General features: G+C 63.3%; 21 protein-coding genes and 1 tRNA gene. 12 read left to right on the top strand and 10 right to left on the bottom strand.

What is annotated here, in order from left to right; translation table 11 throughout:
- Positions 1–28: 28 nt before the first annotated feature.
- Both VMP31_RS04930 and VMP31_RS04925 read left to right on the top strand, forming a co-directional pair.
- Positions 29–1,087, top strand: a complete 1,059-nt coding sequence (locus tag VMP31_RS04930; protein ID WP_325504663.1) for a Glu/Leu/Phe/Val dehydrogenase dimerization domain-containing protein — start codon at positions 29–31, stop codon at positions 1,085–1,087.
- A gap of 48 nt (positions 1,088–1,135) precedes the next feature.
- On the top strand, positions 1,136–2,533 hold the full coding sequence (locus tag VMP31_RS04925) for a sodium-dependent transporter (protein WP_325504660.1): 1,398 nt from the start codon (positions 1,136–1,138) through the stop codon (positions 2,531–2,533).
- 221 nt (positions 2,534–2,754) lie between these two features.
- Here VMP31_RS04925 and VMP31_RS04920 read toward each other — a convergent pair whose 3' ends face one another.
- Positions 2,755–3,228, bottom strand: a complete 474-nt coding sequence (locus VMP31_RS04920) for a GNAT family N-acetyltransferase (RefSeq protein WP_325504658.1) — start codon at positions 3,226–3,228, stop codon at positions 2,755–2,757.
- A 122-nt stretch (positions 3,229–3,350) separates the two neighbouring features.
- Between VMP31_RS04920 and VMP31_RS04915 the strand changes: the two genes are divergently transcribed.
- A tRNA-Arg gene (locus VMP31_RS04915) sits at positions 3,351–3,425 on the top strand.
- A 127-nt stretch (positions 3,426–3,552) separates the two neighbouring features.
- On the opposite strand, the gene sstT is transcribed toward VMP31_RS04915, so the two are convergent.
- Positions 3,553–4,776 (bottom strand): serine/threonine transporter SstT, encoded by a 1,224-nt coding sequence (sstT, locus tag VMP31_RS04910; protein ID WP_325504656.1) that lies wholly within the window; start codon positions 4,774–4,776, stop codon positions 3,553–3,555.
- Positions 4,777–5,052: 276 nt separating this feature from the next.
- On the opposite strand from sstT, the gene VMP31_RS04905 reads away from it, so the two are divergent.
- Entirely contained in the window at positions 5,053–5,715 is a 663-nt protein-coding gene (locus tag VMP31_RS04905) for a YceH family protein (protein ID WP_414705431.1), read from the top strand.
- Positions 5,716–5,786: 71 nt separating this feature from the next.
- Here the strand turns inward: VMP31_RS04905 and VMP31_RS04900 are convergent, their stop codons facing one another.
- The gene (locus VMP31_RS04900) at positions 5,787–6,383 is read right to left on the bottom strand and encodes a phage infection protein (protein WP_325504652.1); all 597 of its coding nucleotides are present in this window, start codon (positions 6,381–6,383) and stop codon (positions 5,787–5,789) included.
- Positions 6,384–6,826: 443 nt separating this feature from the next.
- On the opposite strand from VMP31_RS04900, the gene VMP31_RS04895 reads away from it, so the two are divergent.
- From VMP31_RS04895 to VMP31_RS04880, 4 genes are all read left to right on the top strand, one after another.
- Positions 6,827–8,068 (top strand): glutamine synthetase family protein, encoded by a 1,242-nt coding sequence (locus VMP31_RS04895; protein WP_325504770.1) that lies wholly within the window; start codon positions 6,827–6,829, stop codon positions 8,066–8,068.
- 95 nt (positions 8,069–8,163) lie between these two features.
- Positions 8,164–9,483 (top strand): MFS transporter, encoded by a 1,320-nt coding sequence (locus VMP31_RS04890; protein WP_325504650.1) that lies wholly within the window; start codon positions 8,164–8,166, stop codon positions 9,481–9,483.
- Positions 9,480–10,172 (top strand): TIGR04283 family arsenosugar biosynthesis glycosyltransferase, encoded by a 693-nt coding sequence (locus VMP31_RS04885; protein ID WP_325504648.1) that lies wholly within the window; start codon positions 9,480–9,482, stop codon positions 10,170–10,172. The genes VMP31_RS04890 and VMP31_RS04885 overlap by 4 nt, the downstream gene beginning before the upstream one ends.
- Complete coding sequence (locus VMP31_RS04880; protein ID WP_325504646.1) at positions 10,169–10,780, top strand: TIGR04282 family arsenosugar biosynthesis glycosyltransferase; 612 nt, start codon at positions 10,169–10,171, stop codon at positions 10,778–10,780. Before VMP31_RS04885 ends, VMP31_RS04880 begins: the two co-directional genes overlap by 4 nt.
- Here VMP31_RS04880 and VMP31_RS04875 read toward each other — a convergent pair.
- The 4 genes from VMP31_RS04875 to flgA all read right to left on the bottom strand — a co-directional run bounded on the left by VMP31_RS04875 (position 10,777) and on the right by flgA (position 13,410).
- Positions 10,777–11,526, bottom strand: a complete 750-nt coding sequence (locus VMP31_RS04875; RefSeq protein ID WP_325504644.1) for a flagellar brake protein — start codon at positions 11,524–11,526, stop codon at positions 10,777–10,779. The genes VMP31_RS04880 and VMP31_RS04875 overlap by 4 nt on opposite strands.
- Positions 11,527–11,607: 81 nt before the next feature.
- Positions 11,608–12,075 carry a flagella synthesis protein FlgN gene (locus VMP31_RS04870; RefSeq protein WP_325504642.1) on the bottom strand — a complete coding sequence of 156 codons (468 nt, stop codon included), beginning with the start codon at positions 12,073–12,075 and terminating at the stop codon, positions 11,608–11,610.
- A gap of 89 nt (positions 12,076–12,164) precedes the next feature.
- Positions 12,165–12,506, bottom strand: coding sequence for a flagellar biosynthesis anti-sigma factor FlgM (flgM, locus tag VMP31_RS04865; RefSeq protein ID WP_325504640.1), 342 nt, complete (start codon positions 12,504–12,506; stop codon positions 12,165–12,167).
- 145 nt (positions 12,507–12,651) lie between these two features.
- The gene (flgA, locus tag VMP31_RS04860) at positions 12,652–13,410 is read right to left on the bottom strand and encodes a flagellar basal body P-ring formation chaperone FlgA (RefSeq protein ID WP_325504638.1); all 759 of its coding nucleotides are present in this window, start codon (positions 13,408–13,410) and stop codon (positions 12,652–12,654) included.
- Positions 13,411–13,482: 72 nt separating this feature from the next.
- Between flgA and VMP31_RS04855 the strand changes: the two genes are divergently transcribed.
- On the top strand, positions 13,483–14,415 hold the full coding sequence (locus VMP31_RS04855) for a chemotaxis protein CheV (RefSeq protein WP_325504635.1): 933 nt from the start codon (positions 13,483–13,485) through the stop codon (positions 14,413–14,415).
- A gap of 44 nt (positions 14,416–14,459) precedes the next feature.
- Positions 14,460–15,287 carry a protein-glutamate O-methyltransferase CheR gene (gene cheR / locus VMP31_RS04850; protein ID WP_325504768.1) on the top strand — a complete coding sequence of 276 codons (828 nt, stop codon included), beginning with the start codon at positions 14,460–14,462 and terminating at the stop codon, positions 15,285–15,287.
- A 64-nt stretch (positions 15,288–15,351) separates the two neighbouring features.
- Here the strand turns inward: cheR and VMP31_RS04845 are convergent, their stop codons facing one another.
- Positions 15,352–18,447 carry a transglycosylase domain-containing protein gene (locus VMP31_RS04845; protein ID WP_325504633.1) on the bottom strand — a complete coding sequence of 1,032 codons (3,096 nt, stop codon included), beginning with the start codon at positions 18,445–18,447 and terminating at the stop codon, positions 15,352–15,354.
- A 201-nt stretch (positions 18,448–18,648) separates the two neighbouring features.
- Between VMP31_RS04845 and VMP31_RS04840 the strand changes: the two genes are divergently transcribed.
- Both VMP31_RS04840 and VMP31_RS04835 read left to right on the top strand, forming a co-directional pair.
- Positions 18,649–19,335 (top strand): class I SAM-dependent methyltransferase, encoded by a 687-nt coding sequence (locus tag VMP31_RS04840; RefSeq protein WP_325504631.1) that lies wholly within the window; start codon positions 18,649–18,651, stop codon positions 19,333–19,335.
- 54 nt (positions 19,336–19,389) lie between these two features.
- On the top strand, positions 19,390–20,211 hold the full coding sequence (locus VMP31_RS04835; protein WP_325504629.1) for an aldo/keto reductase: 822 nt from the start codon (positions 19,390–19,392) through the stop codon (positions 20,209–20,211).
- A gap of 132 nt (positions 20,212–20,343) precedes the next feature.
- Here VMP31_RS04835 and VMP31_RS04830 read toward each other — a convergent pair whose 3' ends face one another.
- Positions 20,344–20,673, bottom strand: a complete 330-nt coding sequence (locus tag VMP31_RS04830; RefSeq protein ID WP_325504627.1) for a DHCW motif cupin fold protein — start codon at positions 20,671–20,673, stop codon at positions 20,344–20,346.
- Positions 20,674–20,677: 4 nt separating this feature from the next.
- Positions 20,678–23,833, bottom strand: a complete 3,156-nt coding sequence (locus tag VMP31_RS04825) for an efflux RND transporter permease subunit (protein ID WP_325504625.1) — start codon at positions 23,831–23,833, stop codon at positions 20,678–20,680.

Genomic DNA, 23,833 nt, shown 5'->3' with positions numbered 1-23,833 from the left:
CAACAACAAGAACAATCAAGGAACTCCCATGTCCGTGTTTTCCCATATCGATTTCGACCACCACGAACAGGTGGTCTACGGCCACGACAAGGCCAGCGGCCTGCGGGCGATTATCGCCATTCACAACAGCAACCTCGGCCCGGCCCTTGGCGGTTGCCGCATGTGGCCCTACGCCAATGACGATGAAGCGCTGCGCGATGTGTTACGCCTGTCGCGCGGCATGACCTACAAATCGGCCCTGGCCAACCTACCGCTGGGTGGCGGCAAAGCGGTGATCATCGGCGACCCGCATACTGGCAAGAGCGCGGCGCTGTTCCAGGCCATGGGTGATTTTGTCGACAGCCTCGGCGGGCGCTATATCACTGCGGCGGATTCGGGCACCGGCGTTGCCGAGATGCAGATCATGGCCGAGCGCACGCGCCATGTGGCCGGGGCCGGGCAGCGCGAAGGTTTCGAGGGCGGCATGCGCAATGGCGACCCGTCGCCCTCTACGGCCTACGGGGTGTTTATCGGTATCCAGGCCGCGGTCAAACACCGCCTGGGCCGTGACGACCTGCGCGGTCTTCGGGTGGCGATCCAGGGCGTGGGGCAGGTAGGCTTCAGCCTGGCGCGGCACCTCAAGGAGGCCGGGGCCGAGTTGTGGGTCACCGATATAGTCCCGGCCAATGTGCGTCGTGCGGTGGAGCAGCTGGGTGCAACCGCCGTGGCGCAGCAGGAGATTTTCGGCCTGGAGGTGGATGTATTCGCGCCGTGCGCCATGGGCGGCATTATCAACCTGCACACCCTGGAAGCCCTGCGTGCGCCGATTATCGCCGGGGCGGCGAACAACCAGCTGGCCGATGCCAGCCTGGCGGAAACCCTGCGCCGCAACGAGTGCCTGTATGCACCGGATTACGCGATCAACGCCGGCGGCATTATCGATGTCTGTTACGAGCGCACTGGCGGCAGCGCCGCGCAGCTCAAGGCGCATATCGAAGGCATAGGCGACACCCTGCAGCAGATTTTCCAACGCGCCGCGGCCGACGGCTGCAGTACCACGCAGATCGCCGACCGCCTGGCTCTGGAGCGTCTCAACGGCGGTGAGTGAAGTGCATCACCCGGTGTCAGCCATTACAACAACAAGAGGGCATGATCGATGAGTCAAGACAGTATCGCCGCCGCCAGTAGCGTCGACGGCAACAGCAGTTCAGGCGCGCGCGGCCTATGGTCGTCGCGCTGGGTATTCTTTCTCGCCGCCACGGGCTCGGCGGTCGGGCTGGGCAATATCTGGAAGTTTCCCTATATCACCGGGGAGAACGGAGGCGGTGCCTTTGTCCTGGTCTACCTGGCGTGCATCCTGGTGATCGGTATTCCGCTGCTGATGGCCGAGGTGATGATCGGCCGTCGCGGCCGGGCCAACCCGGAAGGGGCTTTTGCGCTATTGGCCAAGGCCGCCGGCGCGAGCCGGCACTGGCGCTGGCTGGGAACCGTGGCGGTGCTGACCGGTTTTCTGATTCTGAGCTTCTATGCGGTGGTGGCGGGCTGGGCCCTGGCCTATGCGCCGGCGGCGCTCAGTGGTGGCTTTGCCGGCCTGGATGGGGAGAGCAGCGGTGCGTTGTTCGGTGCGCTGCTGGCGGACCCCTGGAAACTGGCCGGCTACGGCACCCTGGTACTGGTCTTGACCCTAGGCATCGTCGGCCTGGGCGTGCGCGAAGGGCTGGAGCGTTCGTTGCGCTTTCTGATGCCGGGGCTGTTCGTCCTGTTGCTGGTGCTGGTGGGCTATGCCGCCACCACCGGGCATTTTATGCAGGCCGTGCATTTTCTTTTCGATGCCGACTTCAACAAGCTTAGCGGCACCGGAGTACTGGTGGCCCTGGGGCATGCCTTCTTCACCCTGAGCCTGGCCAGCGGCGCGATGATGGTTTACGGCTCCTACCTGCCCGCGGGCACCTCTATTGCCCGTACCTCGCTGATGGTGGCCCTGGCCGATACGCTGGTGGCGTTGCTGGCGGGGCTGGCGATCTTTCCGCTGGTGTTTGCCAATGGGCTGGAGCCAGGCGCGGGGCCGGGCCTGATCTTCGTCACCCTGCCGATCGCCTTCGGCCAGATGCCGTTCGGCCAGTTGGTCGGCGGGCTGTTCTTTATCATGTTGGCCATCGCCGCCCTGACCTCGGCGATTTCCCTGAGCGAGCCGACCATTGCCTGGCTGTCGGAGAAATTCGGCATCAGCCGCCTCAAGGCGGTGCTGCTAAGCGGCGTGGCGCTGTGGCTGCTGAGCCTGGGGACGGTGTTTTCCTTCAATGCCTGGAGCGAGATCACCCTGTTCGGCAAGACCTTCTTCGACAGCCTGGACTACCTGACCACCAACCTGATGATGCCCCTGGGCGGGCTGGGTACCGTGCTGTTTACCGGTTGGGCGTTAAGCCGCAAGACCGTGCAGGAGGCCTTGGGTGTTGAGCATCCGCAGTTGTTCGGCCTGTGGTGGCAGCTGCTGCGCTGGCTGACGCCGCTGGGTATTTTGATCGTGTTCTTGCATACCCTTGGTTTGTTCTAAAGCCGTGCATGCCCAGCGTTGTAGATGAATATGGCATTTGCGCTTGAGCTGTAGCCCGAGCAAGCGCAGCGCAGTCCGGGAGCCGGGTGTGGCAGGCCGGGCAGAGTATTTCCCGGATTGCGCCAAGGCTTATCCGGCTACCCGAGCGGTGCAGCGCCGTTCTTATCCAGCCTGCGATTAGCCGGGTAGGTGGATAACGCGCAGCTTATCCACCAAGGTTTTCAGTCCAGCGTGAGCGCCAGACTGACGCCATGCAGTTCAAACCCCTGTTGTTCATAGAAGCGATGAGCGGCCTCGCGGCTCTGGCTACTGGACAACGCCAGCTTGTAGCAACCCCAGCTGCGCGCGCGTTCCACTGCTTTGCTTAACAGCGCCTGGCCGATGCCCAGGCCGCGGGCGTCGGCATCCACCACCACATCTTCGAGAATCGCCGAGCGGGCGAAGTTATGCGCCAGGTGTTCGATCAGGTTGACCGTGCAGGTGCCCAGCAGTTTGCCATTGCGCTCGGCCACCAGTACCGCGCGGCTGGCCGGTAGCTCGGCCAGGCGCAGGGCCAGCAGCTTGGCGTCGGCGCGCGGTTCTTGTGGGGCCAGCTGTTGCAGCAGTGCGCTCAGGGCGGCGGCGTCGTTGACGCTGGCGGCGCGCAGGCTGAGGGTGGAGAAAGGCGAGTCTGGCGAGGGCTTGAGCTGTTTCATGGCGATCTCCGTGCTGATCCAGCTGGAGTATGGCCAAGGCTTGATGGCAGCGGCATGACAAAAGCGTGCAGGCTCGCTAAGATGCGGCCCGGCCGGTGGCTTGTGCAACCGGCCCGCAACAGGTCCCCTTAGTTCAACGGATAGAACAAGCCCCTCCTAAGGGCTAGATGCTGGTTCGATTCCAGCAGGGGACGCCAAATCTGAAAAATTGCAGGGAGCAATTTTTAACGTCGCGCAGCGACGGCCCGCAGGGTGGCCGCCAGGGAGGGCCGGCCGTAAAAAGGCTTACGCATTGCGTAAGCCTTTTTACGTTGCGCTGGCCTGTCAGGCCTGGCGCTGCTCTTCGCTGATGCAGGCCGCCGCGGTAAACAGCACGTCGGTGGAGGAGTTCAGCGCGGTTTCCGCCGAATCCTGAACGATGCCGATGATAAAGCCGACTGCCACCACCTGCATGGCCACTTCATTGGGGATGCCGAACAGGCTGCAAGCCAGAGGGATCAGCAGCAGTGAGCCGCCGGCCACGCCCGAGGCTCCGCAGGCACTGATCGACGCCAGCAGGCTGAGCAGCAGGGCGGTGGGCAGATCCACGGCGATACCCAGGGTATGCACCGCGGCCAGGGTCAGCACGCTGATGGTGATGGCGGCCCCGGCCATATTGATGGTGGCCCCCAGGGGGATCGACACCGAGTAGGTTTCCTCATGCAGGCCCAGGCGCTGGCACAGCTGCAGGTTGACCGGGATATTGGCCGCCGAGCTGCGGGTGAAGAAGGCGGTCAGGCCGCTTTCGCGCAGGCAGGTGAAGACCAGCGGGTAGGGGTTGCGGCGCAGCTTGAAGAAGACGATGGCCGGGTTGACCACCAGGGCCACGAACAGCATGCAGCCGACCAGTACCAGCAGCAGGTGCAGGTAGTCGAGCAGCGCCGCCATGCCCGATTCGGCCAGGGTCGCGGCCACCAGGCCAAAGATCCCCAGGGGAGCCAGGCGGATTACCAGCTTGACGATGGCGGTGACCCCGGTGGAGAGGTCGGCGAGCATCATCTTGCTGCTCGGGCTGGCATGGCGGAAGGCCAGACCGAGGCCGATGGCCCAGGCCAGAATGCCGATAAAGTTACCTTTGAGCAGCGCATTGACCGGGTTGTCGACCACATTGAGCAGCAGGGTTTGCAGCACTTCGCTGATACCGCCGGGGGGCGTCAGGTCGGCGCTGTTGCTGACCAGGGTCAGGCTCGAGGGAAAAACGAAACTGGCGCTGACGGCAATCAGGGCGGCGCTGAAGGTGCCGAACAGGTAGAGCAGCAGGATCGGCCGGATGTGGGTTTGCTGGTCGCGTTGGTGGTTGGCAATCGAGGCGGTGACCAGGATAAACACTAGCACCGGGGCCACGGCTTTCAGGGCCGAAACGAATACCGTGCCGAGAAAACTGACGCGGCTGGCCGCTTCGGGCCAGAACAGAGCCAGGGCGATGCCGGCGAGCAGGCCGATAAAGATCTGTAGCACCAGGCTGGTGCGGTTGAATATCTGCAAGAGCGGGTGTTGGGCAGCAGTCATGGCATGCATCTCAATAATGTGCGGGTGAGCCGGCAATCTCTTGTGTGGCGTAGCGGGTACGCCTGGATGCGTTGGCTGCGTGGCAGTGAATCAGGCAATTTGTCGGGGCGAAGGCACCACGGCAAAAAATAGCGCGCGACTTTAGCACAGTGTTTTGTTCCCGGGCGTTATGCGCCCAACCTGATGGCCCGGTGGTCGATTTCGGCTGTTGCGGCTGGCGGTGATATCAAGCCGCTGCCAGTCAGGCTAGGTAGGGTAGGCTAGCGCCATGTCCGTGTGAGTGAGGTTGTCATGTCCAGTGAAAGCGTTAACCAATCAGGCAGCGTGCCCCTGACGGCAGTCGAAGCCAGAACCCTGGGTTGCCTGATCGAAAAGCAGGCCACCACCCCGGAGGCCTATCCCCTGACCCTCAATGCCCTGGTGTTGGCGTGCAATCAGAAAACCAGTCGCGAGCCGGTACTGAACCTGAGTCCTGGCCAGGTCGGTCAGGCCCTGCGCAGTCTCGAAGGTCGCAGTCTGGCACGGCTGGTGATGGGCAGTCGCGCCGATCGCTGGGAACATCGCGCCGACAAGGGCCTGGAGTTGATCGCGGCCCAGCAGATATTGATCGGCCTGTTGCTGCTGCGGGGCCCGCAGACGGTCAATGAGTTGCTGACGCGCAGCAGTCGTATGCATGACTTCGAGGATGCCGAGCAGGTGCAGCACAATCTGGAGCGCCTGATCAGTCGCGGCCTGGTGTGCCAGTTACCGCGCCAGGCGGGGCAGCGTGAAGAGCGCTATATGCATGTGCTGGGGGATCCGGCGGATCTGCAGGCGGCCATCGAGGCGCGGGCGAGTGAGCCGGCGCGGGCTAGCAGCAGTGCTCAATATGAGAGCCGTCTGGACGCCCTGGAGGCCCGGCTGGCGGCCCTGGAAGAGCGTCTGGCACAGCTGGAATAAACCGCCAGATACGCCAAAGGTGCCCGTGGGGGCACCTTTGCTGGGGTGGAGATGTATCTGCAGCCAGGGCGTTAGCCAATACGCTGGCCCGGGGTGCGCTCAGCACCACCTTCGGCAAGACGGTTAGGGCCTACCCGGTCGGAACCGTCAGCGGCGATACGCAGACGCTGTTGCAGGCGGTCGGCACCACCTTCGGCGAGACGGTCAGGACCTACCCGGTCGGAGCCGTCAGCGGCGATACGCAGACGCTGTTGCAGGCGTTCGGCACCACCTTCGACAAGACGGTCAGGACCTACTCGGTCGGAACCGTCAGCGGCGATACGCAGACGCTGTTGCAGGCGTTCGGCACCACCTTCGGCGAGACGGTTGGGACCTACCCGGTCGGCACCGTCAGCAGCAATACGCAGACGCTGTTGCAGGCGTTCGGCACCACCCTCGGCAAGACGGTTAGGACCTACCCGGTCGGAGCCGTCAGCGGCGATACGCAGGCGCTGTTGCAGACGTTCGGCACCGCCTTCGGCCAGCGGAGTGCTGCCAAAACCGATAACCGTTTTAACGCTGCTGTCTTGGGCTTCGCCAAGCAGGGGTTGTGGGCTGCCTTGTGGCAGGGCGAATGCACCAGCGGACAGGCTGGTCAGGAACAGTGCGGTGATCATTTGCTTTTTCATGTTCAGGCTCCTCGTGAGGGCGGTAAGTGACTACGGAGCCCATATTACTGATGAAAAATTGATGAAGAAGTCGAGCCTGGGCATGGTAATAATCGATGCGCTTGATAGTTGGGTTTTACCGCTCTAGAACGGCTGTTTCACATTTGTTGTCCGGCTCTTTTGTGCGGTTATAGAGGCGCTTGCTGTTGTATCGTTATTATCTATTTATTAGATGTATCTGCGCAGGCCTGGGGCTGCGGCTGTTCGGAGTCGGGACTTTGCTTGAAATACTGAACGGCCGATGCGTATTTTGTACGCCTCGCCGTTCGCATACGGCTCTTGCGCATATAAGGACAACGCAAATGAACAGCCCCAACCGCACCGCCATGGCCGAATTACTGCGGGGTATCGATGAAATCGAATGTGTGACCCCCGATCTCAATGGCGTGCCGCGTGGCAAGGTGATGACGGCTGAGGGGTTTCTCGAAGGGCGGCGTCTGCAGCTGGCTCGCGGCGTGCTGCTGCAATGCATCATGGGCGGTTATCCGGCACCGCGGTTCTATGGCAGCGACGACGGTGATCTGGCCCTGAATGCCGCGCCGGGGCAGGTGCACCGGCTGCCCTGGAGCGACACGCCGCGGGCCCTGGCGATCTGCGATGCCGATGAACTGGACGGGCGCAGCTCCGGCTTGTCCACCCGGGGCCTGCTCAAGCGCGTGCTGGCCCGCTATGCCGACCATGGCTGGCAGGCGGTGGTGGCGACCGAGCTGGAGTTCTTCGTCTGCGCGCCCAACCCCGATCCGCGCCAGCCATTTCAGTCGCCGTTGGGCCTGGATGGCCGGCGCGAGGAGGGCACAGCGGCCTTTAGTGTCAGTTCCAATAATGGCCTGCGGCCGTTCTTCCAGGAGGTCTACGCCTGCATGACCGCCCTAGGCCTGCCGCGCGATACCTTTATGCACGAGATGGGCGTCAGCCAGTTCGAGATCAACCTGCTGCACGGCGACCCGCTGCTGCTGGCCGATCAGACTTTTCTGTTCAAGCACCTGCTCAAGGAGGTCGGTCTCAAGCATGGTCTGAATGTGCTGTGCATGGCCAAGCCCCTGGCGCATACGGCGGGTAGCTCCATGCACCTGCACCAGAGCGTGGTGGAGCAGGGCAGTGGGCAGAATATCTTCAGCGCCGCCGATGGCCAGGCGACGCCGGCCTTCTATCACTTTATCGGCGGCCAGCAGGCGGCCCTGGCTGACTTCACCCTGCTGTTCGCGCCCCATGTGAATTCCTATCAGCGCCTGTATCAGCCCTTTGCTTCGCCGAACAATGCCTGCTGGTCCGAGGACAACCGCGCCGCCGGCCTGCGCATACCGGCCAGTGCGCCCGTGGCGCGACGGGTGGAGAACCGCCTGCCGGGGGCCGATGCCAACCCCTATCTGGCTCTGGCCGCCAGTCTGGCCGCAGGTCTGCATGGGCTCGAACGGCAGTTGCAGCCCAGTGCGCCGATCCAGGGGGAGTTCGAAGTGCCGGATGAATTGACGCTACCCTGTACCATGCATGCCGCTATCGAGCGTCTGAAGCGCAGTCAGTTGGCGCGGGAGCTGTTCGGCGAGGAGTTTATCGCCGGCTATCTGGCCAGCAAGGCCTTGGAGCTTACAAGCTTCCAGGATGAGATCACGCCCTGGGAGCGCCGGGTGCTGGCCGCTCAGGTATAGGCGGATGGCCCGCCGACTGAGCCACTTGATCGCCTGCCCATGTTCTACCGTCGGATATGTTTTCGGCGGCCCTTAACGGAGCCAAATACCGCCCTATGAGTCTGATTCTCAAGTCGTTCAGTTCGTTGTATTTCGCCAGCCTGTTGATGCTGCTCGGCTCGGGTCTGCTCAGTACATACCTGGGCTTGCGCCTGGCGCAAACCGCCGACGGCTTGTGGGTGGGTGCCTTGATGACGGCGAACTACCTGGGCCTGGTGCTGGGCGGCAAGTTGGGCCATCGACTGATCGCGCGGGTGGGGCATATTCGCGCTTATGTGGCTTGCGCTGGCGTGGTCACCGCTGCGGTGCTTGGCCATGGGCTGAGCGACTGGCTGCCGGCCTGGCTGGTGCTGCGGATGCTGGTCGGCCTGTGCATGATGTGCCAGTACATGGTGATCGAAAGCTGGCTCAACGAGCAGGCCGATATCAGCCAGCGCGGCCAGGTGTTCGCCGGTTATATGGCGGCCTCCTACCTGGGCCTGATTCTGGGCCAGTTGGTGCTGGTGGTGCATCCCGCGCTGGGCCTGGAGCTGCTGATGCTGGTGGCCCTGTGTTTCGCCCTGTGCCTAGTGCCCGTAGCTTTGACCCACAAGCTGCACCCGGCCCCCTTGCATCCGGCTCCGCTGGAGCTGCGTTTCTTTATCTCGCGGGTGCCACTGTCGCTGACCACCATTGCCGTGTCCGGCCTGCTGATCGGGGCCTTCTATGGCCTGGCACCGCTGTATGGCACGCGCATGGGGCTGTCTACCGAACAGGTCGGTCTGTTTATGGGGTGCAGCATCCTCGCCGGGTTGCTGGTGCAGTGGCCGCTGGGCTGGCTGTCGGACCGGCATGATCGCGTCCAGTTGATCCGCGGCTGTGCGGCCTTGCTGGTGCTGGCCGCCTTGCCGCTGGCGCTGCTGGCAGAGGCGACGCTGGCGCTGTTGTTTGCCGTGGGCTTTCTGGTCTGCGCCTTGCAATTCAGCCTCTACCCCCTGGCGGTGGCTCTGGCCAATGACCATGTCGAGGGTGAGCGGCGGGTATCACTGACGGCCATGCTATTGGTGACCTTTGGCGTGGGAGCCAGTATCGGCCCGTTGCTGGCGGGTGTACTGATGCGTTATCTCGGGGCCAATATGCTCTATGCCTTCGTCTGTGCCTGCGCGATGATCCTGGTTATCCGCGTGCGGCCGGAGCGAGTCACCCATCTGCATCAGGTCGAGGATGCGCCGCTGCACCATATTCCGATGCCTGACAGCACGACCAGCTCGCCTCTGACTGCGGCGCTTGATCCGCGGGTCGATGAACAGGTGGTGCACGAACAGATGCACGATAGCGAACCGCCGGCAGAGGATGAGGCTGTGCCCCAGGATGGTGAGCCCGAGACGCGGCCATGAGCCTGCTGCTGAGCGTGATCATCCCGGTCCGTAACGAGGCTCAGGCCTTGCCCCTGTTGCTGGCCGACCTGGCGGCCCTGCGCGAGGCCGGAGCCGAACTGCTGCTGGTCGATGGCGGCAGCAGCGACGCCAGCATTGAGTTGGCCACCGGTCATGTTGATCAGTTGCTCAGTTGCGCCGCTGGGCGGGCGCGGCAGATGAATGCCGGGGCCGCTGCGGCGGTTGGCGACTACCTGTGGTTTGTGCATGCCGATACCCGGGTCAGCCCCGAGGCCATTCGGCGCTTGCTTGATGTGTTGATCGAGCGCCCGCTGTGGGGGCGTTTCGATGTGCGTCTGTCCGCGCGTGGTTCGATGTTCAGGCTGATCGGCAGCATGATCAGCCTGCGTTCGCGTCTGACCGGCATTGCCTCGGGCGACCAGGGGATCTTCGTCGCCCGGGCGACCTTCGAAGCGCTCGGCGGCTATGCCGATATCCCTCTGATGGAAGACCTCGAGCTCTGTCGCCGGCTCAAGCGCCTGGCCTGGCCGTGCTGCCTGCGCCCGACCCTGACCACCTCGAGCCGGCGCTGGGAGCAGCAGGGAATTTGGCGTACCTTGGTGCTTATGTGGCGTTTGCGTCTGGCTTACTACTGCGGGGTCAGCCCGGAGAAGCTGGCGCGCCAGTATCAACGAGGGGCACCACCATGAATCTGTCGATTTCCCTGCACATGCTGGCGCGCGCGCCCGTACCTGGGCGGGTGAAGACGCGTTTGATTCCGGCGCTGGGCAGGGAGGGTGCGTGCGATCTGCAACGGCTGCTGCTGGAGCGCGCCCTGCAACTGCCTGGGGAGGGTTTCAGCGAGCGCTTTCTGTGGCTCGACGATGAGGCGGATAAGCACCTGCAGGCCTTGGCCGAAAAGTTGGGCTGGACCCTGGTCGAACAACCGGCGGGGGATCTCGGCGAGCGTATGCGGCGTATCGCTGCCCTAGGGCTGGCGGAAAGCGACGGGGTGATCCTGATCGGCAATGACTGCCCGGCGCTGGATGGCGGTTACCTGGGCAGTGCCTGTGCGGCCCTGCAGAATCAATCGGTGGTCATTGGTCCTGCCGAGGATGGCGGTTATGTGCTGCTGGGGTTGCGCCGCATCACCTCATCGCTGTTCAGCGATATGCCCTGGGGCACGGAGCAGGTGCTGCCGATGACCCAGGCGCGCTTGCTGCAACTGGACTGGAGCCATCACCTGCTGCCGACCCTGTGGGACGTCGACCGTCCCGAAGATCTGCCGCGCCTGGCGGCGCTGGGCATCAATATCTAGAACAACCCATCGCTTTCAAAGCGGCGAGCCTCGCGCTGCAGCTGGTAGACGAAACGTTCGACCTGGCGCTGTTCGAGCCCGCTCATGCGATGGAAGCGCGCGCCAAGAAAGGTGATATCGAGCTTTTCTTCGTACTGGGCGTGGCGCAGCTCCAGGGCCGTGGTCATGGCACCAAAGGGGAACTGCAGAGTAAAGCGTTCGTATACCTGACCGCTCTGCAGGCTGCCAGTGACATTACCGGGTATGCGCACTTTGCAACCGGTTGCGGAAATATCCAGCAGTTGTCCGGCCAGGGCGTTGCGCAGCTTGTCGCCGGCCAGTTCGACCTTGATCAGTTCGGCCTGCTTGAGAGGGGCCCTGAAGGCGCTGCGGCGCTGGTGGTAGAGCACTTCGCTGGGCAGCGGGCTGAGATAGCAGCGCGCCCCTTCATGCTCGGCGATACGCACATCCTGTTCGCATTCCCAGGCCACGCGCACGCCTTCGTGGAAGGCTTCGATACGGAATGCCTCGCCATTGAGCAGGAAACGTTCGCCATCACGGGGAATCATTTCATCCAGGATCACCACCTGCTTGTCGCGATCAATCTCGATCACATAGCTCTGGAAGCGTTGGTTGCGTTCGTGAAAGGTGATGATCAGTGGGTCGTGGTTTTGTTGCAGTAGGCGCAGGTTGGCAACTATTTCCACGGGTGCCTTGAGCACCTTGGGTGGTTGCGGGCCCTCTTCCTGATTAAAAGGATTGGACACGGTCCGTGACTCTCCGAGCAAAAGCTTGAGCACCAGCATACTGTCAATATGGCAGCATGTCCTTGTGCTTTGTTATAGGTATCAGGCCTGGCTTAGAGGGCGCTGTTGGCCAATTCTAGCCGCAGCGCCGCGGCTGTCATAGAGGCTGGGGGTTTCGTTGCCGCGCAGGATGCCCAGCATGCTGCTGGTTGACGCCTGGCTGGCGCGGATCAGACGGCCATTGCGCAGGTTGGCCTGCTGGCAGCGCTCGAGCAGGTCGCTTAGCTGGTCGCCGCGCTCGAGGAGCTGCGCGCCCTGGCTGGATTGTGCGGCCAGCGCCTGCAGGCCGGCGCGGTCGGCGCTGAGGTGGGCGTCAAGCAACAGCTGGCTGCGGGTACGGCCATGCTCTTCGAGAAGGCCGAGCAGCGGTTGCTTTTCCGTCAACAGGTTTTGCAGGCGCGGCAGATCACGCTCGCCGAGGGCCTGGAATTCGTGATCGATTAATTCAAGCAAACGCTCGGCGGTGCCGATATCGTCGGTGAACAGCTCAAGCAGGGTGATGTCGTGCATGGCGGGCTCTTGGGGATGGCAGATCACTTGGGGCACAGCGGCCTTCGATGATCTGGCGGGCGACCATTACCCCCAGCGCAGCCCTGGGGCTAGCGCTGGGATTCGAAATTCAGCAGCTTGCTGGCCACGCGCTGGCTGTCGACCTGGTAGCTGCCGTCGGCAATGGCCTGCTTAAGCTGAGCGACGCGCTCATTGTCGACACTCGGCTGGTCGCGCAGCTTCTCGCTGATCTTCTGCAGCTGTTGCGCTTCACGGCTGAGCTGCACCGATTCACCGCTTTTGCTGGCCTGAGCCTGCTCGGCGGGTGCGGGTGCGCTGGTAGTCTGCTTGGTCGTGATGGCTTCATTCTGTCCACCAGACTGGGCACTGCCGGTACGCCCCGAGTTAGCGGGGGTGGTGGCATTATTGGGCCGGTTAAAGTCGATGACCATGATGCAAAACCTCGAACAGTGTTTGGACGCTTGCCCTGCTTATCGGCGCTAGCCAATAAAACTTTAGGAGAAAAAATCCGCGTCAGGCATGAGTCTAAAACACGTTGTGAAAAATCGTTAGGCATAGTCTAAACAAGAATCATGCCTACATGGCCACTTCTACTTGTCCGGGGCCTGTGACTCGACCCTTGATCACCCGCTTGGAGCGCTGGTTACGCACACTGATCTGTTTGCCCAGAGCCCCGTCTGACAAGGCTTCACCGGGCATTCGCACGCTGATGCCGCCGCTGTGGGCGCTGATTACCACCTGGTCGCCCTTGCGGATAACCTCGGCCTGCTGAACGTGCACGGGGGCCAATACCTGATCGGGCAGCAAGGCTCGCGTCAATTTCTTGCCAATGGCCTGCTTCAGGCTGGTCAAATAGCCCTGATTGAGCAGGCCGACATCGCGCTCGGTCAGGCTGACATCCATTTCTGTCACAACATTGTCGCGCTTGAGCGGGCGGATGGCAGTGACGACTTCACGGTACAGGCGCACCTGCCCGGGGACGAACACCGTCCACGGCGAGCTGCCATCGCAGCGCACCCGTAGGGTCACGCGGCCTATGGGTTGGGCCGGGCTTTCCAGGCTGGTGGTCAGCTCCTGATCGCACAGCGGCAGGCGTAGCCGCGGGTCGAGCCGGTTGATCTGGATCTCGTGGCGGCCCGCGATGTTGCTACGCTGTAGATAATCGCTTACTGCCTGCTCAAGAAAGATCTCGCTTGCGCCGATAAGGTCATCGGTACGCATGGCCGCCGCTGAAACCTGGGGGCCATAGCCGAGCGCCAGCAAAGCAGGTAAAACTGCCAGCCAGTGGCGGCAGTTTGCCAGTAAGTGTCGGATAGTTGTCGTTTCTGTGTTCATATGCGTTTGGTAGCAAGGCGCGTGCCGCCTGCTACGCTGACAAAACCTGTTACTCGAATAAGGAGTTTGGGTATGGCCGGTGTGATGGATTCGGTTAACCAACGAACTCAGTTGGTTGGGCAGAATCGTTTGGAACTGCTGCTGTTTCGTCTTAACGGCAACCAGTTGTACGGGATCAACGTGTTTAAGGTGAAAGAGGTGCTGCAGTGCCCGAAACTCACCATCATGCCCAAATCCAGCCCGGTGGTCCGCGGTGTGGCCAATATCCGGGGCGGCACCATTCCCATCCTCGACCTGTCCATGGCGACCGGTAGTGCGCCACTGGAAAATATCGGCAGCAGCTTCGTGATCATCACCGAGTACAACACCAAGGTTCAGGGCTTTCTGGTGCAGTCGGTCGAGCGCATCGTCAACATGAACTGGGAGGCGATTCATCCACCACCCAAGGGTACGGGGCGCGATCACTACCTGACGGCGGTGACCCATCTGGACGACAAGATGGTCGAGATCATCGACGTCGAGAAGGTGCTCGCCGAAGTTGCGCCTACTTCCGAAGTGATCTCCGAGGGCGTGCTTGATGCGCAGACCCAGGCCCGCGCAGTCAGCAAGCGGGTGCTGACCTGCGACGATTCCTCGGTGGCGCGCAAGCAGGTTACCCGCTGTCTGGAGACGGTGGGCGTTGAGGTGGTGGCACTTAGCGATGGCCGCCAGGCGCTGGATTATCTGAAGGCCATGGTCGAGGAGGGGCGCAAGCCGGAAGAGGAATTCCTCATGCTGATTTCCGACATCGAGATGCCCGAGATGGACGGCTATACCCTGACCGCGGAAATCCGCGCCGATCCACGCATGCAAAAGCTACACATCATCCTGCATACTTCGCTTTCCGGTGTGTTCAACCAGGCCATGGTCAAGAAGGTTGGCGCGGATGACTTTCTCGCCAAGTTCCGCCCCGACGATCTGGCGGCGCGGGTGGCTGAACGCATCAATCTTTCGGCAGGGGACTGAGGGCTTTGCCCTCAGTGAACAACATGATCGTCGAGGCCTCGCGAGTGTCTACAGGTAATTTGGATTTCGAGCAGTTCCGGATTTTTCTGGAAAAAGCCTGTGGCATCCTGCTGGGTACCAACAAGCAGTATCTGGTTTCCAGCCGGCTCAACAAACTGATGGAACAGAACAGTATCAAGAGCCTCGGGGATCTGGTGCAGCGCATGCAAACCCAACCGCGTAGCGGGCTGCGCGAGCAGGTGGTGGATGCCATGACCACCAACGAAACCCTGTGGTTTCGCGATACCTATCCTTTCGAGGTGCTGAAGAACCGGGTGCTGCCGGAGATGATCAAGGCCAGCCCCGGCCAGCGCATTCGCATTTGGTCCGCCGCCTGTTCTTCGGGGCAAGAACCCTATTCGCTGTCGATGAGCATCGACGAGTTCGAGAAAACCAATATTGGCCAACTCAAGGCCGGCGTGCAGATTGTCGCCACCGACCTGTCGCCGACCATGCTGGCCAACTGCAAGTCCGGCGAGTACGACAGCCTGGCAATGGGCCGTGGCCTGTCCCAAGAGCGCCTGCAGCGCTACTTCGACCCCAAGGGGCCGGGGCGCTGGGTGATCAAGCCGGCGATTCGCAGCCGCATCGAATTTCGCCCGCTCAACCTGCTCGACAGCTATGCCAGCCTCGGCAAGTTCGATGTGGTGTTCTGCCGCAACGTGCTGATCTATTTCTCGGCTGAGGTGAAGAAGGACATCCTCACGCGTATCCATGCGATGTTAAAACCGGGCGGTTATCTGTTTCTCGGGGCTTCCGAAGCTCTGAACGGTCTGCCCACCCATTATCAGATGGTGCAGTGCAGCCCGGGGATCATCTACAAGGCGAAATAAGCCGCGGCTGGTGTTGCTAAACGGGAGGCCATTGGCCTCCCGTTTTTATTGTCGCCGCCGCGGTTTACTTCCAGCTGGCCTGTACCGCTGGCAGGGGTTCCTGGCAGCGGCTGTTAAGGCCGGGTTCCAGGTAGGGCATAAGGATCGGGGCCATGCCCTTGAGGACCTGCACCGGCAGCGCCGAGGTGAAACGGAAGTTTTCCGCCGCGCGCCCGGGGACGAAGGCGGTGAGGGTGCCGTAATGGCGCGGCCCCAGGTAGAAGACAAAGGTTGCCGTGCGGTTCATGGCCCGGGAGCTGAGCACCCGGCCACCAGCCCCGACGGTTTCGATACGGTTGTCGCCGGTACCGGTTTTACCGCCGACCTTCAGCACCTGCCCATCGGCCAGTTTGAAGCTGCCCTGCAGGCGGCGTGCGGTGCCGTTGTCGACCACTTCGGCGAGGGCGTTGCGCAGGGCGGCGGCCACTTCGGAGGCCATGACCCGGGTGCCCACCACCTGATTGCGCCCGACCAGCGTGTCGTAGGGGGTGTCGGCGGCAAAATGCAGGCTGTCGATGCGCGCGCTGGTCTGGCGAATGCCATCGTTCTGGATGATCCCCATCAGCTCGGCCAGGGCCGCCGGGCGGTCGCCGGAGCTGCCGATGGCGGTGGCGAGGGAGGGCACCAGGTGGGCGAAGGGGTAGCCCAGGTTTTGCCAGCGCCGGTGAATATCGAGGAAGGCTTCGACCTCCAGCATGATGCGGATGCGGCTGTCGCGGGCGCTCTTGTGGCGGCTGCGGAACAGCCAGCCGTAGACGTCCTGGCGCTCATCCTGGCTGGCCTGTACCGCGTCACTGAAGGTGGCCTGGGGGTTCTCGATCAGATAGCCTAGCAGCCACAGTTCCAGCGGGTGAACCCGGGCGATATAGCCCTGGTCCGGCAGGTCGTAGGCCCCGGGGCCATAGGTTCGGTACAGCTCGGCGACGCGCGCGTCGCTCAGCGCGGCTTGGGGCAGGTAGGTGCGCAGGAAGGCGGCAAAGGTGGTTTGGTCGGCCTCGGGCGACAGATAGCGATGCACGGCAGCCAGGCGCGCCGGTGTGTGGCGCAGGCCGCTGAGGAAGGTTTCCAGGCGAAGTTGCTCGGGTTGCCCCTGATACTTGCGCCAGAAGCGCAGCAGGAAGGTCTTGCCTTCGCGGTCGGCGAAGTCCATCAGATAGGCCTGACGCCGGGGATCCTTGTCGTCTTTCAACAGCTCGGCGCTGTTTTCCGGGCCCTGATAGGTGCTGTAGCGCACCAGGTCGCGCATCAGGCGGATAAACGGCAGGTTGAGGGACTCGCGCAGAGCTTCGCGCATGGTGGCGATGCGGTGGTCGTCCTCGCGGCGGAAGTTGGCAAAGGTATGGATACCGCCGCCGGTGAAGAAGCGTTCCGCGGGGCTGGCCGAATACTTGCGCTCCAGAGCAGCTTCGAGCATCGCCGGCAGGCTGGCCCCGGGGTTGCGCAGCAGGTAGTCGACGGCCCAGCGGGTCAGGTTGTCCTGGCCGTTGACTGTACGCAGTTCGCTGGCGCTGTGTCCGGCGTAGCGCTGGTGCAGTTCGGCGGTGATTTCCAGATAGGTGGCCAGCACCCTGAGTTTGGCGGTGGAGCCCAGTTCCAGTTTGCTGCCTTCATTGATGTCGAAGGGCTGGTCGGTGCTGTCGGTCTGCACCCGCACCCGGCTACCGGTGGCTGTACGCTCGAACAGGTTGAAGCTGTAGCGCACTTCGGCGGTTTTTTCCGGCGATAGCAGGCGCTCGCCGAACAAGCCGATCTGCCCGGCAAACTCCGGATCGGCCAGCTGCTGCAGATACTGACTGGCGGCCTGCTGCAGTTCGTCGTGGAGGGTGCTGGTGACGCTCAGGTCGAGGCGATCGAGGTCGTACAGCGGCATATTGAGCATGGCCGAGAGGCGTGAGCGCGAGACGCTGATGCCTTTATTGCCGTCCACGGTCTGCAGGTTGGGTTCCTGCACCCAGTCGCGGTAGGCGAGGGGTTGGCTCAGGGCGGCATCGCGCAACGGCTGGTCGATCAGGCCGCCGTTGGCCAGCAGGCGGATATGGCTGTCGGTCAGTTCCGCCAGGTCATGGCGTCCCTGGGCCAGGTAATAGGAGGGGCGGCGTTGGGCGATCATCAGCGCCAGTACCTGACGCAGGGCCAGGCCGCGCTCTGCCACGCTGGCTTCGGGCGAGCGGGCCGGGTCGAGCAGGTGGTTGACCCGGGCAAAGTCCGCGCCGAACCAGATGCGCAGGCCATCGGCCAGGCCATGCACCTCGCCATGCCCCGGTGCCGCCGAGAGCGGTACGCTGTTGAGGTAGTCGCGGACGATATTCTCGCGCGCGGCCAGGGTCTGCGGGCCGCTCTGGTAGGCGCGAATGCTGGCGGAAATCATCTGCCGGAGCTTTTCCGAGGCCGAGAGGGTCAGGCCATCCGGCGAGTGGCGGTATTTCTCCAGCTGGGTGGCCAGGGTGCTGCCGCCTGCGGATTGATCCTGCATGTCGAGCATTTTGCCGACCTGGGATGCCGCCGCCATGATAAAGCGCGGCCAGTCCACGGCCGGGTTGGCCAGGGGCAGCTGTGGGTCGAGCAGATGGCGGTTTTCGATAAACAGCAGGCTGCCAGCGACCAACGGCGGGATGGCGCTAAAGCTCGGGTAGCGTTGCTGGGGGTAGCGGAATTCATAGAAGGGCGTGCCGCGGCAATCGCTGATGCGCAGGCCGGCCTGGATCTTTTCCGGGTAAGGGATAAAGAAGCCGCGCTGGGCGTAGTCGAGCAGCGCCGGCGAGAACTGCGCCTGCTGTTGCACGCTGAAACCGCGCTGTTCGAGGCGTTCGAGCATCAGCGGGATATAGGTATAACCCAGGCGCTTATCGAAGGGACCTTCCTTGGGGTAGCTGATCGCCGGGCTGGGGCCGGGCTTGACCCGATAACTCAGAGATTGCGCATAGCGGCTAAGCTCATGTGCCTGCAGGCGCGAACTGTGCATTTCATAGGCGAGCAGCAGGGCCGCAATGATCAGCAGCAACAGCAGTGACAGCCAGAAGGCGACTTTCACTTTGCTGCGGCGCTTGCCAGCCTTGGGGGGCGTGCTGGGCTGGCTGTCGCTGGGCAGTTGGGTGATCTGAGGTTGCCAGGATGTACCCATATTCATTTCGCCCGATTTACTCATCCATAGGTGTATAGGGTGCGAATAACCGCGCTGGACGTCAGCGCCGGATTCCGCGCTTCACCTCGCTTGCCAACCAGTCTAGCGGTTGGGCGGGTGCTCTGGCAGGGAGTATTTTGCAGAGGCGGGTTTATTTTCAGACCCTAGTATCGAGCCGTGCATCTACAGGAGAGGTGATCCATGCAACGCGATCATCGTGAGCAACTCAGCCTCAGCTGGCAGGCCAATGCCGATGCCTGGACCGCGGCGGTGCGCGAACGGCGCATCGAAAGCCGCCATCTGGTCACCGATGCGGCGATTGTCCAGGCCGTTCTGGCCCTGGCCCCAACCCGGGTGCTTGACCTCGGCTGCGGTGAAGGCTGGCTGTGCCGCGGCCTGGCCGAGCATGGTATCGAGGCGGTCGGCGTGGATGCCAGTGCGCCGCTGATCGCCGTCGCCCGACAGGCCGGCTGCTCGCGTGCGCAGTACCGCGTCTGCGGTTATGCCGAACTGGAAAGCCAGGCGGCGCAACTGGGCCGCTTCGACCTGCTGGTGTGCAACTTCGCCCTGCTCGAAGACCCCCTGGCTCCGACCCTGAATGCCTTGCACGGCCTGCTGGCTGCGGGCGGCCGTCTGCTGATCCAGACCCTGCATCCTTGGCGGGCCTGCAACGACGCCAGCTACCGCGACGGCTGGCGGGTGGAGAGTTTTGCCGGTTTCGGCGAGGGCTTTGCCGAACCCATGCCCTGGTTTTTCCGCACCCTGGAGTCCTGGCTGGCCCTGTTCACTGAAACCGGCTGGCGCTTGCAGTGGTTGCAGGAGCCTCTGCACCCGGAAAGCGAGCAGCCGGTGTCGTTGCTTTTGTTGTTGAGTGGCGAGCGCGGGTAGGGTGGATATGCAACTGTTGTTGGGCGAGCACATAGCTGGAGAGGTTCGAAGACGATGCGTACGCTTGAATTAGCCGGTGCCCAGGTGCCGGTGATCGGCCAGGGCACCTGGCGCATGGGCGAGGATGCCGACCTGCGCCGCGCCGAAGTGGCTGCCCTGCGCCAAGGTATCGATCTGGGCTTGCGCCTGATCGACAGTGCCGAGATGTATGGCGAGGGCGGTGCCGAAACGGTGGTGGGCGAGGCGATTGCCGGGCGGCGCGAGCAGGTTTTTCTGGTCAGCAAGGTCTACCCGCACAATGCCAGCCGCAGTGGTGTGATGGCGGCCTGTGAGCGCAGTCTGCAGCGCCTGCAGACCGAGGTGATCGACCTCTATCTGCTGCATTGGCGCGGCCAGTATCCATTGGCGGAAACCGTCGAAGCCTTCGAGCGTCTGCGCGAGCAGGGCAAGATCCGCCGCTGGGGTGTCTCCAACTTCGATCTGGACGATCTGGAGGAGCTGGGCGCACCGGCCTGCGCCGCCAATCAGGTGCTCTACAACCCCGAGGCGCGTGGCATTGAGTTCGATCTGTTGCCCTGGCAGCAGCAACAGGGCATGCCCTTGATGGCTTACTGCCCGCTGGGTCAGGCCGGCCAGCTGCTGGGCAACCCGGCGCTGCGCGAGGTGGCCGAACGGCATGCCGTCACCCCGGCGCAGGTCGCCCTGGCCTGGGTCGTGCGCCAACCCGGGGTGATTGCCATTCCCAAGGCGGTCGAGCCGGCGCATCTGCAGTTGAATGCCGAAGCGGCGGGCTTGCAGTTGAGTGCCGAGGACCTGGCGCTGATCGATACGGCTTATCCGCCGCCCAGGGGTAAGCGGCATTTACAGATGGTGTGATCCGGGCCACGAAACACGCTTTTGTAGGGTGGAGATGGCGAAGCCTTGTCCACCGCTAACTGTCCCGTGGCGAACAAGCCTTCGGCATGTCCGCCCTACGAGAGGTAATCCCACCGCAAAGCCTGCTAGGGCTCAGTCAACGATAAACAGCCGCGCGCCCGTGGTGGTCGAGGAGCGGTGGGCTTCGGCCTGGTCGGCGACCTGGTAGCTCATGCCGGCGGTCATCACAAAGCACCGGCCGTCTTCCAGTTCGGTGTGCAGTTCGCCCTCCAGGCACAGCAGGATATGACCCTTGTGGCACCAGTGATCGGCCAGGTAGCCGGCGGTGTACTCGACCATGCGCACGCGGATAGTGCCGAACACCTGGGTGCGCCAGTAAGCCATGCCGGTTTCGCCGGTATGTTCGCTGGCTTCGATCTGGCTCCAGTCGGTGGTGCCGAAGGGGATATTGCTGATGTCCATGCAGTCATGTCCTTATGGTCTGATTGCTCAGGCTGGCCTTGCTTGGTTTTGCCGCAAGCAGGTGTTCCGGCAGGTCGAGTAGATCGTCGTCGAAGGTTTCCAGCGGCGGTGGGCGACGCTCGAAACGCGAGCCTAGCACCAACAGGCAGGGGGTCAGCAGCAGGGTCAGCACGGTGGCGAAGCTCAGGCCGCCGGCGATGGCGCTGGACAGCTGGGTCCACCATTGGGTCGACGGCGCGCCAAAGCCCAGGCTTGGGGTCAGCAGGTCGACGTTGACACTGAGCACCATGGGCATCAGGCCGAGAATGGTGGTCACCGCGGTGAGCAGCACCGGCCGCAGGCGCAGGCTGCCGGTTTCCAGGGCCGCTGCATGCGGCTCCAGGCCCTGACGACGCAGCTGGTTGTAGGTGTCGATCAGGATGATGTTGTTGTTCACCACAATGCCCGCCAGGGCGATCAGGCCCATGCCGACCATGACGATGCCGAACGACTGGCCGTTGACCAGCAGGCCGACCAGCACCCCGGCGGTGGACAGCACGATGGCCGATAGCACCAGCAGGGCCTGGTAGATGCTGTTGAACTGGGTCACCAGGATGATAAACATCAGGAAGATCGCCACGCCGAAGGCGGTCATCAGGAAGGTGGCCGCCTCACGCTGGTCGGCGTCCTCGCCGGCGAAGGTCACCTGCACATCCTCGGGCACTTCGCCCATTGCCTCGCGCAGGGCCTGCAGGCGTTCGTCCAGGCGTGCGCCCTCGGCCATATCGGCCTGCAGGGTGATGGTGCGGGTGCCGTCGACCCGGCGCAGGGTGCCGACCTTGGGGGCCTGCTGCAGCGAGACGAAGTTGCCCAGGGGGATCTGCCCGCTCGAAGTGCTCAGGGTCAGGCGGCCGAGCTGGTCGAGGGAGCGCCAGTTGCCCGGCAGGCGCACGCGGATGTCCACCTCGTCGGTGGCGTCTTCCGGGCGGTAGGTGGCCAGCTTCAGACCGTTGGTAATCATCTGCACGGCATTGCCCACGCTCAGCACATCCGCGCCGAAACGTGCGGCGGCCTCGCGGTCGACCTTGATCCGCCATTCGATGCCGGGCAGGGCGCGGTCGTCCTCGATGTCCTTGAAGCCGCCCAGGCGTTGCATATTCGTGCGCACCTGCTCGACCCACTGGTCGGCCTTGGCCGGGTCGAGGGCGCTGATCTGCAACTTGACCGGCTTGCCGCCGCTGGGGCCCTGGTCCTGTTCGCGGAACTCCAGCACGATGCCGGGAATGTCCGCCGTGCGCTCACTCATATCGGCGAGGATACGGCTGGCCGGACGCCGCTCATGCCATTCGACGAACTGGAATTGCAGGGTGCCGATCACATCCGCCCCCAGTTGACCGTCCGGCTGGGCCAGGGAACGGGCATACAGGGCCTTGACCTCGCTCATGCCGAGCAGGCGTTTTTCCACCTGTTGCAGCAGGCTGTCCTTTTCCAGCACCGACAGGTCGCCGCGGGCGCGCAGCCAGATTTGCGCGTTTTCCGGCTCGACCTCCGGGAAGAACTCCACGCCATGGTTGAAGCGACCGTAGGCGGTGTAGATCAGGGCGATCAGGGCCAGCATGCCGAGCAGGGTCAGCCCTGGGCGCTTGAGCAGGCGGCCGAGCAGGCGGCGGTAGGCCAGGGCGCTACGGCTGGCCTGCTCGGGTTGGGCCGCGGGCTGGCCGCCGGTTACCGCACCGAGCACCGGCAGAAACACCAGGGCCATGGCCAGCGAGGCGAGCAGGCAGACGATCACCGTGGCCGGCAGATATTTCATAAACTGGCCGACCACGCCGGGCCAGAACAGCAGCGGCAGAAACACCACCAGGGTGGTGGCGGTGGAAGCGATTACCGGCCAGGCCATCCGCGTCGCGGCATTGGCCCAGGCCTGGCGTGGATTCTGCCCCTGGTGCAGGTAGCGGTCGGCCAGTTCGGAGACCACGATAGCGCCGTCCACCAGCATGCCGGCCACCAGGATCAGGCTGAACAGCACGACGATATTGAGGGTGAAGCCGAGCATCCAGATCAGCAGGATGCCGGTCAGAAAGGCTCCGGGAATGGTCAGTCCGACTAATAGCGCCGAGCGCATACCCATGCTCGCCACCACCAGGATCAGCACCAGAACGATGGCGGTCATCACGTTGTTGAGCAGGTCGCCGAGCATGCCCTTGACCTCCTGCGACTGGTCCATGATGTAGCTGACCTGCAGGCCTTCGGGCAGTAGCGGCTGGGCCTGGGCCATCAGCGCCTTGACCTGCTCGATGGTGGCGATGATATTCGCCCCGCTGCGCTTGGCCACTTCCAGGACGATGGCCGGCTGGCCGTTGATCCGCGCGTAGCCGGTGGGGTCCTTGAAGGTGCGGTGGATGGTGGCCACGTCGCCGAAGGTGACCACGCTGCCGTCCACCACCTTGATCGGCATGCTCAGCACGTCTTCGAGGTTTTCGATTACCCCGGGCACCTTCAGGCTCATGCGCCCGGCACCGGTGTCCAGGCTGCCGGCGGCGACCAGGCGGTTGTTGCGGCTGACCAGGTTGAACAGTTCGTTGTAGTCGATGCCGTAGCTGTCGAGCACCTGCGGGTCGACGACGATTTCCAGCAGGTCCTCGCGGTCGCCGCCGATCTCCACCGACAGCACCTCGGCGATGCCCTCGATGTTGTCCTTTAGCCGCCGCGCCACATACACCAGTTGCTGTTCGTCGATGGGCCCGGACAGGCCGATCGACAGCACCGGGAACAGCGCCACGTTGACCTCGTTGACCGTGGGTTCTTCGGCTTCCTCGGGCAGTTTGCTGCGGGCGGTGTCAACCTTCTCGCGCACATCGACCAGGGCCAGTTTGGCATTGAAACCAGCGTCGAACTCCAGGGTTACCGAGGCATGGCCTTCGCTGGCCATGGCGCGCATTTCCTTGACCCCTTCGAGGCTGCGCAACTCCTGCTCAAGCGGGCGCACCAGCAGGCGTTCGGCGTCCTCCGGGCTGATGCCCTCGAGGGTGACCGAAACATAGATGATCGGGATGCTCACATCCGGGTTGGCTTCCTTGGGGATGACCAGGTAGGCACCCAGGCCGCCGACCAGAAGAAACAGCAGTACAAGCAGGCTGGTGCGGCTACGATCCAGCGCCGCGGCGATCAGACCGTGCAT

Origin of the sequence: Pseudomonas sp., assembly GCF_035512415.1 — a bacterium.
In the GTDB taxonomy this organism is placed as follows: domain Bacteria; phylum Pseudomonadota; class Gammaproteobacteria; order Pseudomonadales; family Pseudomonadaceae; genus Aquipseudomonas.
The sequence above is the reverse complement of the archived record's forward strand: the minus strand, read 5'-3'. Positions and strand labels throughout refer to the sequence as shown.

Coding starts and splice junctions, on each gene's coding strand:
- VMP31_RS04930 (WP_325504663.1), top strand. CDS start 29: ATGTCCGTGTTTTCCCATATCGATTTCGACCACCACGAACAGGTGGTC.
- VMP31_RS04925 (WP_325504660.1), top strand. CDS start 1,136: ATGAGTCAAGACAGTATCGCCGCCGCCAGTAGCGTCGACGGCAACAGC.
- VMP31_RS04920 (WP_325504658.1), bottom strand. CDS start 3,228: ATGAAACAGCTCAAGCCCTCGCCAGACTCGCCTTTCTCCACCCTCAGC.
- sstT (WP_325504656.1), bottom strand. CDS start 4,776: ATGACTGCTGCCCAACACCCGCTCTTGCAGATATTCAACCGCACCAGC.
- VMP31_RS04900 (WP_325504652.1), bottom strand. CDS start 6,383: ATGAAAAAGCAAATGATCACCGCACTGTTCCTGACCAGCCTGTCCGCT.
- VMP31_RS04895 (WP_325504770.1), top strand. CDS start 6,827: ATGACGGCTGAGGGGTTTCTCGAAGGGCGGCGTCTGCAGCTGGCTCGC.
- VMP31_RS04890 (WP_325504650.1), top strand. CDS start 8,164: ATGAGTCTGATTCTCAAGTCGTTCAGTTCGTTGTATTTCGCCAGCCTG.
- VMP31_RS04885 (WP_325504648.1), top strand. CDS start 9,480: ATGAGCCTGCTGCTGAGCGTGATCATCCCGGTCCGTAACGAGGCTCAG.
- VMP31_RS04880 (WP_325504646.1), top strand. CDS start 10,169: ATGAATCTGTCGATTTCCCTGCACATGCTGGCGCGCGCGCCCGTACCT.
- VMP31_RS04870 (WP_325504642.1), bottom strand. CDS start 12,075: ATGCACGACATCACCCTGCTTGAGCTGTTCACCGACGATATCGGCACC.
- flgM (WP_325504640.1), bottom strand. CDS start 12,506: ATGGTCATCGACTTTAACCGGCCCAATAATGCCACCACCCCCGCTAAC.
- flgA (WP_325504638.1), bottom strand. CDS start 13,410: ATGAACACAGAAACGACAACTATCCGACACTTACTGGCAAACTGCCGC.
- VMP31_RS04855 (WP_325504635.1), top strand. CDS start 13,483: ATGGCCGGTGTGATGGATTCGGTTAACCAACGAACTCAGTTGGTTGGG.
- VMP31_RS04845 (WP_325504633.1), bottom strand. CDS start 18,447: ATGGGTACATCCTGGCAACCTCAGATCACCCAACTGCCCAGCGACAGC.
- VMP31_RS04840 (WP_325504631.1), top strand. CDS start 18,649: ATGCAACGCGATCATCGTGAGCAACTCAGCCTCAGCTGGCAGGCCAAT.
- VMP31_RS04835 (WP_325504629.1), top strand. CDS start 19,390: ATGCGTACGCTTGAATTAGCCGGTGCCCAGGTGCCGGTGATCGGCCAG.
- VMP31_RS04830 (WP_325504627.1), bottom strand. CDS start 20,673: ATGGACATCAGCAATATCCCCTTCGGCACCACCGACTGGAGCCAGATC.
- VMP31_RS04825 (WP_325504625.1), bottom strand. CDS start 23,833: ATGCACGGTCTGATCGCCGCGGCGCTGGATCGTAGCCGCACCAGCCTG.